General features: G+C 61.9%; 10 protein-coding genes and 1 tRNA gene. 5 read left to right on the top strand and 6 right to left on the bottom strand.

Features of this window, described 5'->3' with window-relative positions; translation table 11 throughout:
* Positions 1–1,107, top strand: a complete 1,107-nt coding sequence (locus CJO11_RS12020; RefSeq protein ID WP_095012919.1) for a tyrosine-type recombinase/integrase — start codon at positions 1–3, stop codon at positions 1,105–1,107.
* A gap of 9 nt (positions 1,108–1,116) precedes the next feature.
* On the opposite strand, the gene CJO11_RS13205 is transcribed toward CJO11_RS12020, so the two are convergent.
* On the bottom strand, positions 1,117–1,896 hold the full coding sequence (locus CJO11_RS13205) for a hypothetical protein (RefSeq protein ID WP_150125026.1): 780 nt from the start codon (positions 1,894–1,896) through the stop codon (positions 1,117–1,119).
* Between the two features lie 164 nt (positions 1,897–2,060).
* Between CJO11_RS13205 and CJO11_RS12030 the strand changes: the two genes are divergently transcribed.
* Complete coding sequence (locus CJO11_RS12030; RefSeq protein WP_095012920.1) at positions 2,061–2,849, top strand: hypothetical protein; 789 nt, start codon at positions 2,061–2,063, stop codon at positions 2,847–2,849.
* Positions 2,850–2,990: 141 nt separating this feature from the next.
* The gene (locus CJO11_RS12035; RefSeq protein WP_150125027.1) at positions 2,991–6,710 is read left to right on the top strand and encodes an N-6 DNA methylase; all 3,720 of its coding nucleotides are present in this window, start codon (positions 2,991–2,993) and stop codon (positions 6,708–6,710) included.
* Positions 6,711–6,849: 139 nt separating this feature from the next.
* Here CJO11_RS12035 and CJO11_RS12040 read toward each other — a convergent pair.
* Together CJO11_RS12040 and sppA are read right to left on the bottom strand one after the other, a co-directional pair.
* Positions 6,850–6,924, bottom strand: a tRNA-Val gene (locus tag CJO11_RS12040).
* Between the two features lie 56 nt (positions 6,925–6,980).
* The gene (gene sppA / locus CJO11_RS12045; protein ID WP_095012922.1) at positions 6,981–8,867 is read right to left on the bottom strand and encodes a signal peptide peptidase SppA; all 1,887 of its coding nucleotides are present in this window, start codon (positions 8,865–8,867) and stop codon (positions 6,981–6,983) included.
* Positions 8,868–8,971: 104 nt separating this feature from the next.
* Between sppA and CJO11_RS12050 the strand changes: the two genes are divergently transcribed.
* Both CJO11_RS12050 and CJO11_RS12055 read left to right on the top strand, forming a co-directional pair.
* Positions 8,972–10,018 (top strand): aspartate carbamoyltransferase catalytic subunit, encoded by a 1,047-nt coding sequence (locus CJO11_RS12050; protein WP_205651074.1) that lies wholly within the window; start codon positions 8,972–8,974, stop codon positions 10,016–10,018.
* Positions 10,015–11,238 carry a dihydroorotase gene (locus tag CJO11_RS12055; RefSeq protein ID WP_095012923.1) on the top strand — a complete coding sequence of 408 codons (1,224 nt, stop codon included), beginning with the start codon at positions 10,015–10,017 and terminating at the stop codon, positions 11,236–11,238. Before CJO11_RS12050 ends, CJO11_RS12055 begins: the two co-directional genes overlap by 4 nt.
* A 69-nt stretch (positions 11,239–11,307) precedes the next feature.
* Here the strand turns inward: CJO11_RS12055 and CJO11_RS12060 are convergent, their stop codons facing one another.
* Genes CJO11_RS12060 through CJO11_RS12070 form a run of 3 tightly spaced genes read right to left on the bottom strand, consistent with a single transcriptional unit; the run spans position 11,308 to position 14,056 of the window.
* On the bottom strand, positions 11,308–12,678 hold the full coding sequence (locus tag CJO11_RS12060) for an SPOR domain-containing protein (RefSeq protein ID WP_095012924.1): 1,371 nt from the start codon (positions 12,676–12,678) through the stop codon (positions 11,308–11,310).
* Between the two features lie 28 nt (positions 12,679–12,706).
* Entirely contained in the window at positions 12,707–13,309 is a 603-nt protein-coding gene (locus CJO11_RS12065) for a hypothetical protein (protein ID WP_095012925.1), read from the bottom strand.
* 24 nt (positions 13,310–13,333) lie between these two features.
* Complete coding sequence (locus CJO11_RS12070; RefSeq protein ID WP_095012926.1) at positions 13,334–14,056, bottom strand: ParA family protein; 723 nt, start codon at positions 14,054–14,056, stop codon at positions 13,334–13,336.
* Positions 14,057–14,141 lie beyond the last annotated feature (85 nt).

Here is a 14,141-nt window from a genome sequence, read left to right on the forward strand (position 1 = left end):
ATGGCAAGACACAATGCTGCGAACACCCGGATCAAGCGGGAATACTTCCACTATCTGAAGGAAGCGCGGCGGCGCGATGATGCATCGATCGATCCCATCGCAAAGGCGCTTGCCCGCTTCGAAGAGGCGACAGGGTATAAGGACTTCAGGAAGTTCCACCGGGAGCAGGGCGTTGCCTTCAAGCGGCGGCTTGACACTGAAAAGAACGTGCGCACCGGCAAGCCCCTGTCTCGCGCGACGGTTCACTCGACCCTTTCGGCTTTGCGCGAATTCTTCATCTGGCTCGCAGGCCAGCCGGGTTACAAGAGCAAGATTGCCTATGCCGACGCGGACTATTTCAACCTTTCCGACAAGGACGTGAGGATTGCCAAGGCGACTCGCGAAAAGCCGGTGCCAACGATAGAACAGGTGCATCACGTGCTGGCGACCATGCCAGCCGGGACGGATATTGAGCTGCGCAACCGGGCGCTTATGGCGCTGGCGCTGCTTACCGGCGCGCGCGCGGCCGCCTTGGCGACCCTGAAGTTCAAACATATCGAACTGGAGCAGGGCTGCATCCATCAGGACGCGCGTGACGTGCGCACGAAGGCCAGCAAGACCTTCACCACGTGGTTTTACCCCGTGGGCGGCGATGCGCTGCAAATCGTGACTGACTGGTGCGAACACCTGCACACCCGGCTGCATTGGGGCAAAGATGATCCGTTGTTTCCTAAGACCCTGGTGGGACTGGGCGAGCAACGCGGCTTTCAGGCCATCGGCCTCGCCCGCGAACACTGGAGCGGCACCGGGCCGATCCGCGCAATTTACCGGGACGCCTTCGCGGCGGCAGGCCTACCCTACTTTAACCCGCACTGTTTCCGCGACGCGCTGGTGCAGCTTGGCGAGCGACTTTGCACGACACCAGAGCAATTTAAGGCATGGTCGCAGAATATCGGGCACGAGAGGGTGCTCACGACCCTAACGAGCTATGGCAAGGTGCCAGCCGCGCGGCAGGCGGAATTGATAAGTGGGCTGGGACAAGCGCAATCCGGACCGGCTTTCGATCCCGCGCTAATCGCCCAATTGATGGCGGCCTTACAGAAGGTGAACGGAGGCAGTCTGGCCTAATCTGCCAATTCAAAGCAAACCGATCAAATGTTCGGCCCAATGCGCAAGCGTCGAACCTGCTTCTGTCAATTCGCTCCAGAATTTTTCAGGGTCCTTGGCTATTGCCTCGCCCATAACCTTCCCAGCTCCCCCGATAGCGCCGAGAGCAAGCGCGCCCAGACCGGCTTTGATCCAGCCACGGATTTTGTCTGCCAGCCGCTTAAATGCGCTTTCGGCCTTTTGGATTACTTCCGCGTCCGCAGCATTAGCCCTGTCCGGCTTAGCCAACTCACCCCGAACTTCGGCGACGCTTGCTTCTGCTGCGACTAGGTCTTCATCATCAGGATCAAGCCGAAACTCATCGGGCGGGCCGTTGTGCCCCATTTGAGGAGCGCGATCCCGCCAGTAGGCGATGTGCTGTTCTATCCGGTCCAGTTGCTCCCCAAGGGCTTCCAGCCTTTCCTCTAGCGATGGGTGTGGGGCGTCATCATCGGGCAGGTCATCCGGCTGGATTCGAATCCCAGCCGGTGCCCAATCAAACAGCCCGTCAGACTGAATTTCATCTACCGCCCGCTCAATCAGCTCTTCACTCGCATCTGGGAACGCATCCCAAAGCTCTACTTGCGCGTCATAAGGCCCGCCCCAAATGTAAATGTAGCCGCCCTCTGCACTTTCGTATGGCGTCTCCATAGCCGGGTCTTCGAAGTTGGCGAGAAACCATTCGACCATGGCTTCAACTGCCCCGTCTGCATCTTCCCAGTCGATCTCTGACGGTTCTGACGTGGGTTTCAGCTCAAGACCGGAACTCATATTGGACAGCAATCCTTTTCAAGAGTCGTGCTCTACGTGAAGATGATTGTTTTACATTTCAATCCATAACGCGGTTTCAATCATTGCTCTGATTCCCGAAAGTCCTTGTTTCCAGCCGCCCACCGGATATGCCCACAGGCTAGGAGATTGAAACGGGGGCGACCATGAAGCTCAATAGGAGCCAGATCCAAGCCAAGGCGCGAGAAATCCTTGAGGCCGAAACCGGCGGCATTAGATGGGGCGCTCTCATGTCTCGCATTCATGCCGATGCCCCCGAAACACCGCAAAATTCCATACATGGCGCGCTCCAGAACCTTTTCGTGATCTCCAATGACATCGTGAAGGTGGCGCGGGGCACCTATCAGCTCGCCAAGTATGTTGCCGCCGAAGATGCGGATGCCAGCGCGCAACAAGCGGAAGCGGACGGGGTCAAAGTCTTGGCCGCGATCCCTGGAGCGGATGCGCTCACGGAGCAGGTCTTCTACGACAGCTTCGCGGAATGGCTGGAAGAGAACGACGAGGCGACACAGGCGGCGGCGCTGGGCGGTTCAAGCCTTGGCGGCAAGTGGGGCACCCCTGACGTCATTGGCGTGCTCAAGCCCCGCGCGCAGGACATCTTCAAATTCGAACCGCAGATTGTCACCGCCGAAATCAAGGCGGTGCCCAATCAACCTGTGGTCGCCTTTGGACAGGCGGTCGCTTACAGGCTGTTTTCGCACAAGAGCTATATCGTGGTGCCCAATTCCACGAGCAGCGACGATATGAACCGCCTGAAGTCGCTTTGCAGCATCCACGGGGTGGGGCTGGTGACCTTCACCTTGAACAAGGATCAGCCGGACTACGCCGTGGTCGTGCTTCCCGTGAATGCCGCGCCCGATATGTTCTACGTCAATAATATGCTGGAGCGGCTGAAGGCCAGTGAACCGAAGTTGCTCAACAAGCTCTTCTCCTAGTCCAAGCTCACCTCTTGGCGTTGGGCGGCTGGCGCTGCTATGCCAGCCTCATGCGACTGACCACGTTGGCGAAGTCTCTGTGTCGGCGATGTTGTTGTATTAGGCGGCTCCTAGGATTTAGCTGCATCAAAAGGGGGCTAGGTGGCGCAGGCAGTTAAGCAAGCAGTAAGCGCATTTGACGAAGCAATTCGAACGATACGCGAAACTAAGAAAGGTCAGGAAGCGGCCATGTACGGCCCGCTCCGCGACATATTTTGCGATGTTTTGGGTTATCCACGTAGTTCGGTTCACATTGATATTGCCGGAGAGGCCGGAAGGCCGGACGTAACTTGCCGAGCGCCATCCGGCATCATGGACCGTAATGGCAAATCGCTTGATATCGACTGGATGGTTGTCGAGGCGAAGGACGAACACGACGCATTCTCGACGGCTGGCAAGCGAGAAGCGATCTTCGCGCAAAAGGCGAAATACATCCGCCCGGACACGGCATGGTTTGTCATGGCCGACCCGAAGGTCATCGTCGCCCGTCCGGCGATGAATTCCACCCATGACAGCGCGAACGATATCGTTTTTGCACTGGACTCAGCGGCGGACGAAGCTGGGTTCCGGACCACCTTTGCTCGGTTGTCTTATGGCGTGGCTGGCGTACCCCAGCGGTTGAAGGCGTTCCGGGAAGGCGACACCAGCCTGATAGCCACTGAAAAGCTGACGATCCCGGACAAGGCCACCAAGAGGCAGGAAAATCAGGTCACTGTTGCCCGTCGCAACTTCTATGAGACGCTGCGCAGCACCACCGGCCATTTGCAAGAGTCTACCCTTGGAACGCTTCAATCGGTCCTCAGCATGGCGACCGATGTTTCCGAGGCGTGGAAGGTGTTTGCGGGAAAATACCCCGATGCCGTGTTTGACCCCTACACGCTGACCGTGACGGCAAGGCCCGACAACTATGAGTTGGCGATGACCTATGGCGGTGACGTTGCTCGCCTCAATCGCAAGCTGAAAAGGGCTGGTAGCATCGCCCGGCTGGCGCTTGATGGTCTGCCCGAATTCAAGGCGCGGGTGAACGCCAAGGAGAACAACGCCAAGGAGGAAAGAAAGGTCTTGGAGATGTTCGCGACCGAAACCGCGAACCTCATCCTTGCCCGTATTCTGTTGATCCGGTTTTTCGAAGATCATGGATTTTTCGGAGTCAATCGCTTCCTCTGCAACGGCGGCGTGGAGGCGTTCCAGAAGCTGCGGGAGAAGTTTACCTTCGGATACACGCGCCTGCTGAAAATGGCCTATGAGAAGGCTCAGGCGTTGTATGCGGCGGCATTCGATGAAACGGAGCTGGATTGGGTCTTCGCCACCAATGACGGCAACCTTTCCAACGCAATCGAATGGGCGATGTATCAGCTATCGCGCTACGATTTCACAACGGTCAAAGGCGACATTCTGACGGGCGTTTACGACCGCTTCCTTGACCGGGAGCAGCGCAAGAAGTTCGGTGAATATTACACTCCTCCTTCAATCGCCCGCTACATCGTTGACCGGCTGGAACTGAAGCCGGAAGACCGTTTCATGGACCCGGCCTGCGGGAGCGGCACGTTCCTCATCGAACGCTATCAGCAAGTTGTCGGAGAGGATGCCGATCAGGGCCTTGCTACCTATGCCGAAGTTGTCGCCGCGCTGGATCGGCTTGCGGGCAACGACCTCAACACCTTCTCCGCCGTCTTGGCTCAAATCCAAATCCTCTGGCACGTCCTCAGCTTCAAGGATGACTTGATAGTTGCCGAGGAATTCCCGGATATTGCGATCAGCGACAAGGCGAACAGCATCATTCGTCCCGGCGTCGAATTTGCCCAGCATGGGCGCTTTGTTGAACTGGATTGTCCCGAATATGGCGGGATCGGCGGCAACCCGCCCTATGTCCGGCCTGAACGCTCCGGGCCGCTGGACGAAGCGACAACCCAATATTTCGAAAGCGATCACGACGGTTGGAAGGGCATTTCCGCCGAAGCCAATCTCTATGCTCTTTTCATCTACCGCGCTCTCGATGGCTGGTGCCGCCGCCCGAACCAGTGGGGGGAAGGGGCCGGACGGCTAGGCTTCGTGGTTCCGCTCGCCTTGTGCGGGACGAAGGAAAACGGCGAATTGCGTCGCTTGTTCGGTTCAGAAGGTCGGTGGACGATCAAGGAAATTGTCGATTTGGAAGTTATCTGGCGCAACGTGTTTGACGCCGATGTTCTCCCCATCGTCCTGATTGCCGAGGCCCGTGCGCCCAGGTTGCCGCTTGACCCCAAATTTCTGGACAAGTCGGAACCCCTGCCGGATCGGAAGGCCCTGCGTAACCAAGTCCGCGCCGCTCGTTTGCAACCGTGGATTGATGCACGTTTGGCGAAGGCCACCCCTGCCAACGCTGCGTCATGGCAAAGCCTGTCAGATAGGAACCGGACGCGGTGGGAACCGGATCAGGTCATCATCAAGCTGGCGGATAAAAGCTGCATTGATTTCGGTGATGGCACTAAACGCCCCACCTTCGATCTTGCTGGCATCCCCGGCTCGCATCTTGATTATGCCGACCTTTTCACCCCGGATGGTCGCATTGTTACCCGGATCACCCCCGAACGGCGGACGATCATAAACAAGCTGCGGGCCAATCCGCAGATGTCATCGGCCTTTCAGGAATATTGGTACAAAAAGAAGGGCGAGGGGCGCGGATCAGTCAGCCTTGATGCTCCGAAGCTGAACACAATCATGTGGGAAAAGCGGTCCATGTGCGGGGGCGGCCTAGCTTTCCGTGGAAAGAAGGCCACTGCAAAGTCCGGCAATGGGGTGGATGTTTACAAGGGCGAAAACATCATTGCCACGGCGTTGACGGGTTCGCCTCAAGATCAGGATATCGACATTTCCAAAGCCAGCGACATGGGGATTTTCCGACTAGGCAAGATACTTCCCAAACGCTGTTATGCGGTGGCGCAAATCACAACTTGCCCGAATGCTGTCCCGTTCGATCCGGCCAAGCTCGTTTTCACTAACACAGCGACGATCTTTGGCCCGCGCGACGGGTTGGTAGAGGTGCCCTTTGACCTAATGTTCGTATCGCGCATCTACCGCTATTTTTATGCGCTGAACTGCCGAATGTCGTATCTCAACATGAACCGTAGCCACGTCTATCCGACGAACTTGCGGCTGCTTCCTTGGAACGAGGCCATCGTCGGCCAGTCCGAGGCATTGGAGGCGTTGCGCGGCGATCTTGTCAGCGCCTGCGAAAATCATTTCCGCACCGAAGCCGCCATGTTTGCGGCGCTCGATCATTTGCCGCTCCAGCCATTTCGCGAGGTCGTCAAGGACGCGGTGAAAAAGACGGGCAACAAGGTCGAATGGTCCGAGAGCCTTAACAAGGGGACCGAGGCAATCGAACTTGCCCCCGGTTGCAAACCCGCCGTGGAAGGGGATGGCTGGCACCTCCAGATTTCCGAATATCTGATCGATTGGGTCAAGGTGCCGGACGAAGCGGCTGCCCTTGGTTTGGCGACCGCTCTTTCAGCCCGTGCCGGAACGTCAAAGAACATGGTGGACCGGGCAACCATTCTCGATTTGCCCATCCCGCCCGATGCCGAGACGCGTGATAAGTTCGATGCCATCGTGAAGCAATATCGCGAGTCCGATCACGCCAGCGCGATTGATGCGGTGGTGGACAATATCGACGCCCTCATTGGACCCGCCCTTGGCCTAAGTGCGGATGATATCGCCTCTATCCGGTCCGACATGACGGACGATCCTTTCCTTCGGAACATCACGCCCCGCTGGCCCTCTACCGAAACCCGCATTCACGGCTACCGGACGGGGCTGGATAGCTCTGACCGCTACAAGGCCTAGCAATTCAGAGCATCCTTGACGCAGAGACGGTTTAAAAAAGCTGGAGCACAGGGTGAGCCTATGCCCGCCTTCCTCACACCCTCTTTTTCATGTTTTTTTCATGGAAATCGACACCATCCCTTCTAAGTCATTGAAGAGATGGTGGGCGCGACAGGGATTGAACCTGTGACCCCACCCGTGTGAAGGGTGTGCTCTACCGCTGAGCTACGCGCCCATCTCGTTTGCGGAGGCGCGCCTTTGCCATCGCCTCGCCGCCTTGGCAAGCTTCGATCAGTGCACCAGCGCCATTAGCCGGACCAGCCAACCGTTGGCCTTTTGCGTCCCGCGCGACTGCACTGCCGGGACGCATTCGAGGCAATAGGCCTGCATCCCTTCGACGCGCATCATGCGGTCGAGATCGCCCGAAATCTGTCCCAGCTGCAGCTGTTGTTCGCCAGCGAGCCGGGCGAACAGGTCCGGCCCGGTCGAGATCGCCGCATCGCTGCCCGAATCCCGGCTGACAAGTCGGCGGAATATCGAATCGAAGCGGGTGGGGGTCTCACCAAGGTAATCGGCGTGCCATTCGCCGGGCTTGAGCTTGGCCTGCTTGGCGACCCAGTCGAGCGCATCGGGCAGTCCGCCGAACTGGTCGACCAGCCCGATCTGGCGTGCGGTGCCGCCATCCCACACCCGCCCTTGCGCGATCTTGTCGACCGCGTCGGGGGTCATCTTGCGCGATTTGGCGACCCGGTCGAGGAATTGGCGATAGCCTTCCTCGATCGCGGTCTGCATGACCTGTTCGGTCTCGGGAGTTAACCCGCCGAGGATGTCAGGCTGGCCGCTGAGTGGCGTGGTCCGCACGCCGTCCGAATGCACGCCGTAGTCGGCGAGGGTCTTCTCGAAAGTCGGGATGATGCCGAAAATACCGATCGATCCGGTGATCGTGTCGGGCTCAGCGAAGATCCGGTCGCCCGGGGTCGAGACCCAGTAGCCGCCGCTCGCCGCGAGGTTGCCCATCGATACCGCGACCGGAATCCCTTGCGCCTTCACCCGCAGGATCGCGCGGCGGATTTCCTCGCTCGCGAGCACTGAACCGCCCGGCGAATCGACCCGCACGACCAACCCTGCAAGGTGGTCGCCCAGCGCATCGTCGAGCAGTCCGGCGATCCGGTCGCCGCCGGCCTCGCCGGGCCCTGCGTCACCGTCGACGATCTCGCCCGCGATGGTGATTACCCCGATCGGCTTGCCGCTATCCTTCGGCTCGTTGTCGGCAAGCCAGTCGTCGAGCTTGGTGCTGGCGAACGAACCGGGGGTGTCGTCCCACGGATCGGCGCCGACGATGCCCGCAACCGCCTTGCCGAATTGCGCCTTGTCGCCGAGCTTGTCGACCAGCCCGGCGTCGAGCGCGGCCTTGGCGAAATTGCCGTTTGCTGCCTTGACCCATGCCACCGGGTCCGTGGTCACTTCAGCCAGTTTCACCTTGGGTCGTGCCTTTTCGACGCCTGCCTTCCATTCGGACCACAGCGAGCCGTAGAGCTGGGTGTAATTCTCGCGCGCAGGCTCGGACATGTCCGAGCGCGAATAGGGTTCGACCGCGCTCTTGTAGGTGCCGACCCGGAACACGTGCGCTTCGACGTTGAAGCGTTTGAGCAGGTCGCCGTAGTACAGGTGCGTTCCGCCCGGGCCGGTGACGATCGCACCGCCCATCGGATCTGCCCAGACCTGGCTGGCGTGCGATGCCAGCAGCACCGCCGGATCGGTGTAGGCGGTAGCGTAGGCCAATACCGGCTTCTTCGCCGCACGGAACCGGTCGAGCGCCGCACCGACGGTCTCGAGGTTGACCTGTCCGCCGCCGGTAAAGCGCGAGAGATCGAGCGCGATCGCCTTGATCCGGTCGTCCTTCGCGGCAGTGTCGATCGCGTGGACGAGGTCCTGCACATCGTATTCCTGTGCCGGGGCCTCGCGCGACATCAGCACCGAAAGCGGGTCGATCCGCGCCTTTTCTTCCACGATCGAGCCGTTCAGGTCGAGCAGGAGCGCACCGTTCCTGACATGGCCCGGGTTGGGGCGGGCAGAGAGCACCATATAGATCGCGCCGAAGAACAGCAGCAGGAAAACCAGCGCCAACCCGTCCTTGATAGCGACGATGAGGTGCCAGACCTTGCGGGCAAATGACATGCGGGGGAATTCTCCAGGATCGTTGTTTGCCAAGGGTCTAGAGGTTCGAACTGCGCGATGCCACCCGAATCCGCTTGACCCGCCGACGGCACTCGACCAAGGGCATGGCTTCAATGACATCGGCGGAAAAATCTTCGGCGACTGGCACTCCAGCGGGCCGTTATCCGGCGGGCGCGCGCGCCTTTCCGCACCGCGACCTGTTGGCGATCGGGCGGCTCGAACGGCACGAGATCCTGTTCTTGCTCGAAGAGGCGGAACAGTGGGTCGCAATGAACCGTGGCGCCTCGAAGCATATCGACCTGCTGTCGGGCCTGACGGTGATCAACGCGTTCTTCGAAAACTCGACCCGCACGCTGCTGAGCTTCGAGATCGCCGGCAAGCGACTGGGCGCGGACGTGGTCAATATGCACGCCGCGCAGTCGAGCGTGAAGAAGGGCGAGACGCTGATCGATACCGCGATCACGCTCAATGCCATGCGCGCCGATGCCATCGTGATCCGCCATGGCAGTTCGGGCGCGGTCGAGCTGATCGCCGAGCAGGTCGATTGTCCGGTGCTCAATGCCGGTGACGGGCAGCACGAACACCCCACGCAGGCCCTGCTCGATGCGCTCGCGCTACGCCATGCGTTGCGCGGACGGGGGCACTCCGCTGAAGACTTCACCGGGCTGACGGTGACGATTTGCGGCGATATCCTGCACAGCCGCGTGGCGCGCTCGAATATCCTTTGCCTGCAGGCACTGGGAGCCAGCGTGCGGCTGTGCGCGCCTCCGTCGCTGATGCCGGGCCATGTCGAGGCAATGGGTGTCGAGGCGTTCCACGACTTCGATGCCGCGTTGGCCGGGGCGGACGTGGCGATGATGCTCCGGCTCCAGAACGAGCGGATGAGCGGGCAATTCATTCCGTCGCCGCGCGAATACCACCACCTCTACGGGCTGACCAAGGACCGTCTCGAGCGCGCTGCGCCCGATGCGCTGGTGATGCATCCCGGACCGATGAATCGCGGAGTCGAGATCGACAGCGACGTGGCCGACATGCTCGACCGCTCGATCATCACCCGCCAGGTCGAGATGGGCGTAGCGATGCGCATGGCCTGCCTCGACGTGCTGACCCGCCGCCGACGCGGGGTCAAAGGTTGGGGAGAGGGCGCATGAAACAGGCGCGTCCGCTCGCTATCACCGGCGGCAAGCTGGTCACCCCCGCAGGAGTTCGCGAAAGCGCGATCCGGCTGGTCGACGGGGTGATTGCGGGCTTTGCCGGGCCGGAGGACGGCGACGAGATCGTCGATGCCGCCGGTGCGCTGGTCATGCCGGGGCTGGTCGACCTCGGCGTGTTCGCAATCGACAAGGGCGCATTTCACTTCGGCGGGATCACCCGTGCGGCGTTGATGCCCGACCAGAACCCGCCGCTCGACTACCCGGCGCGGATCAACTTCATCGCCAAGAGCGGCAAGCCCGACTTGTGGGTCCACCCGCTGGCTGCCGCGACCGCCGGGCTCGCGGGCACCGAACTGGCCGAGATTGCCCTGATGCGCGATGCCGGGGCGCGGGCGATCGCCACCGGGCGGCGGTGGATTGCGGATTCGGGCGTGATGCTGCGCTTGCTGCAGTATGCCGCGATGCTCGACATGGTGGTGGTCAGCCATGCCGAAGACGGCGGGCTGGCAAAGAACGCAGTGGCGACTGCGGGTGAGATCGCGACCCAGCTCGGACTGCCCGCTGCGCCTGCCGAAGCCGAAGCGCTGGCGGTGGCGCGCGATATCGCGTTGGCCGAACTGGCAGGCGCTCGCTTGCACCTGCGGCAGGTGACGACGCGCACGGCACTCGATCTCGTGCGTGCGGCGAAAGCACGCGGGGTCCAAGTGACAGCGGGCGTGACCCCTGCGCATTTCATGCTTTCCGACCTTGCGACAATGGACTTCCGCACTTTTGCCCGGTTGTCGCCCCCGCTGCGGACCGAGGAAGATCGTCAGGCGGTCGTTGCAGCGTTGGCCGACGGGACGATCGACGTGGTCTCGAGCGGGCACGATCCGCGCGGCCCGGAAGACAAGCGTCTGCCGTTTACCGATGCCGAACCCGGCATGGCGGGAGCCGAAACGCTGCTGGCTATGACGCTGACGCTGGTCCGCGACGAAGTAATCGACCTGCAACGAGCAGTCGAACTTCTCGCCACGAACCCGGCGCGGATCCTCGGGGTCGAAGCAGGTAGCTTGGCCGAGGGGCTCGAAGCGGACATAGCCATCGTCGATCCCGAACGCCCGTGGGTGGTCGATCGACGGAAAATGGAAGCGAGCGCGGGCAATACCCCGTTCGACGGACAGCCCACCCAGGGACGGGTGACCGCGTTGTTCAAGGGCGGGGTGCCGGTCGGGTAATGGGCAAAGCAAAACCCCTCCCGGCGCGAACCGGAAGGGGTCTTGGCGCTAGCGAAATTCGATTGCGGCTTAGCGGCTCGCCATCATGATGCCGCTGTCGACCGCGCCCGGTAGCGGGTGACCTTCGGCCCAGGCGATGCAGCCATAGCCGCGCGCCTTGACGCTCGAGCACATGTTGTCTGCACCGGTGCGGGCAAAGCCACCGGCCGAAACGCGGTAGTAGTGCTTGCCGCGCACGTTGGCTTCGGTGATCACCATGTCGTAGTTCGACAGTTCGGCATAACGCTTGGCGTAGATGCCCCAGGCGCGCCGTGCGCCCTGTTCGCTAAGGAACGAGCCGAGCTGCACCAGGTGGGTGCCGTTGCCCAGGTTCGCCGGACGATTGGCGACCATCGCCTGCTTGGCATCGGGTGAAACCGCGCCGAAGCGGGTCGGGGTCTGCTGGACCACCGGGTCGGACACGAACTTGATCGCCGACTGCATCATCTGCGGTGCGCTGGCACCTTCCGGAGCGGGTGCCTGGAATGCAGCGTCGAAAGTCTGCGGCGCAGCCGGGGCGGCGTCGGCAACCGCTACCGCCGGGCGGGCAGTCGAGGCATTCGGGTCGAGCGGTGCCAGTTCGCCGCTTGCATCGGCAACCTGCGGGGCAGGGCTCGCTTCGGCGTCGGGTGCGGCATAGGCGGCAGCCTGCGCGGCAAGCTGTTCTGCGGTCGGGTTGTTGGCCAGCGCGAGCTGGACCGGCTGGCCCGGATCGCTGCTGTCCACCGTGGTATTAAGCAATGACGCGACGCGCGTCCCGGTGTCTTCCGGGCGGGCCATTGCGGCCCACTTGCTCATGCGATCGCCGAGTTGGTCGCCGGGAACATCCTGCGCGGCCATGATCCGGGCAGCGGCCCAGTTGCCTGCCAGCGCATAGGCATATGCGAGGTTCTGGCGGGTCTTGGGCGTGTTGTCGCCCGAGCGGATCGCGCCTGCCAGGATCTTGACGCCCTGGCCGGTGTTGCCCGCGAGCGCATAGGCGAGGCCCAGATCGGCAGCAGGAATGTCCTTCTTCCAGTCATCGAGCACCGCGAGGGCCTTCTGCTGGTGGCCCGCAGCGGTCGCTGCGAGCGAATAGCTCAGCGCGGTCCGGGCGGAATTGTCGCCCAGCTTCATCGCATCGTCGAACGAAGTCTCGGCCGAGTCGAACCGGCCTGCATCCATATATGCGGCACCGAGCATCGCGCGATACTGCGCGTTGCGCGGATCGGCCAGCACGGCGGCCTCTGCGTGATCGACTGCCTTCGCAGCATTGCCCTTTTGCAGCGCCACTTCGGCCCGGTTGGCCGAGAGGTCGGCGCGCGGAGCCGCTTGCGTCGCGCAGCCGCCGAGTGCGATCGTGGCAAGCGCGGTGCCGGCTACGAGAGCCAGCATGCGGGTGTTGCGAGTGGTGCGGTTCATGGTCGGTTCCCCCTTGGGCAAGACGCTGTCAGCGCCGCTTGACCTGTGCGGCGAGAGTTTCGAGTTCGGGCATCTCGGCGATCAGCGCATCGAGCGCTTCGGTGACGAGTTGCTGGGCGCTGCAATCGCGGATCGTGGTCGCGAGGCGCAGCTTGATGTGGCGTTCCTGGTCGAGCCGCAGCGTAAACGCCGCGCGTTTCGACTGCTTCAACGATGCTCCCCTGGCCGGGCGTTTCGATGCGACTGGCCTGTTCGCCGGCTTGGCGACCGGTGCATCGACATCGTTGCCGGCGACCCGCCGGGCAATTTCATCCTGCTGGAACAGGATCGCCGGGCGGCGCTTCTCGGCGAGCGTTTCGGCCGTCTCACGGTCGTTGGCTTCGCTCTCGGCGTCCGCTTCCGGATTGTGCGGGGAGGGTGTCAGGTGGATCGGCTCGACGGGCGATGCATGTGATTCGTCGCCCATGTCGTTCCACCCGAGGTCCTCGAGCTTGTCGCTGTTGGCGGCAAGGTTCTGGCTGCCACCGGGCATCGCTGCCATCAGCGCATGCTGAGGGCGCATGGCCGGCTTTGCGCCACCCTTGCGGGCCAGCAAAGTCGGGCTGAGAGAGGCGAAATTCGCATCGGCCATCGACCTGGTGCCTCCCGTTCGAGTTTACTGGGCCACCCGGCGGCCGAAGCCACCCTGCGGGCGATGGATGCCGGGAGCCGGCACAGCAGTCGCAGCGCCGGGCGCGGCGAACACGGTGCGCCGGAAATTCTTCTCAAGGCGATCCGAGATGTAGTTCCAAAGTGCCGAAATTTCGGCGGCGGAACGGCCCTCGGGGTCGACTTCCATCACGGTGCGGCCATCGATCATCGAGGCCGCGAAATCGGTCCGGTGGTGAAGTGTGACCGGAGCGACAGTGCCGTGTTGGCTCAAGGCAACTGCGGCTTCGGAAGTGATCTTGGCCTTCGGCGTAGCAGCGTTGACCACGAAAATCAGCGGTTTGCCGGCGCGTTCGCACAGGTCGACCGTAGCACCCACGGCGCGCAGGTCGTGCGGGCTGGGGCGAGTCGGAACGACGATCAGTTCGGCGACCGAGATCACCGACTGGATCGCCATGGTGATCGCCGGCGGCGTATCGATAACCGCGAGCTTGAAGCCCTGCTGGCGCAGGATCTGCAAGTCGTTCGCGAGCCGCGCGACCGTGGTCTGCGCAAAGGCCGGATATTCGGCTTCACGTTCGTTCCACCAGTCGGCGAGCGAGCCTTGCGGGTCGATGTCGATAAGCACGACCGGGCCAGCGCCAGCGCGCTGTGCCTGGACAGCCATGTGTCCGGAGAGAGTGGTCTTTCCAGAGCCACCTTTTTGCGATGCCAATGCCAGAACGCGCAAGGCCGGTCCCCCTGATTCCCGTTTTCAAAGGGCGCACAACACGCCCCGTCGGGCAAAGGGATCGCACTACACCCCTAATATTGGG

Source organism: Tsuneonella mangrovi (assembly GCF_002269345.1).
Taxonomy (GTDB): Bacteria; Pseudomonadota; Alphaproteobacteria; order Sphingomonadales; family Sphingomonadaceae; genus Tsuneonella; species Tsuneonella mangrovi.

Coding starts and splice junctions, on each gene's coding strand:
- CJO11_RS13205 (WP_150125026.1), bottom strand. CDS start 1,896: ATGAGTTCCGGTCTTGAGCTGAAACCCACGTCAGAACCGTCAGAGATC.
- CJO11_RS12050 (WP_205651074.1), top strand. CDS start 8,972: ATGGCTTCAATGACATCGGCGGAAAAATCTTCGGCGACTGGCACTCCA.
- CJO11_RS12020 (WP_095012919.1), top strand. CDS start 1: ATGGCAAGACACAATGCTGCGAACACCCGGATCAAGCGGGAATACTTC.
- CJO11_RS12030 (WP_095012920.1), top strand. CDS start 2,061: ATGAAGCTCAATAGGAGCCAGATCCAAGCCAAGGCGCGAGAAATCCTT.
- CJO11_RS12060 (WP_095012924.1), bottom strand. CDS start 12,678: ATGAACCGCACCACTCGCAACACCCGCATGCTGGCTCTCGTAGCCGGC.
- sppA (WP_095012922.1), bottom strand. CDS start 8,867: ATGTCATTTGCCCGCAAGGTCTGGCACCTCATCGTCGCTATCAAGGAC.
- CJO11_RS12055 (WP_095012923.1), top strand. CDS start 10,015: ATGAAACAGGCGCGTCCGCTCGCTATCACCGGCGGCAAGCTGGTCACC.
- CJO11_RS12065 (WP_095012925.1), bottom strand. CDS start 13,309: ATGGCCGATGCGAATTTCGCCTCTCTCAGCCCGACTTTGCTGGCCCGC.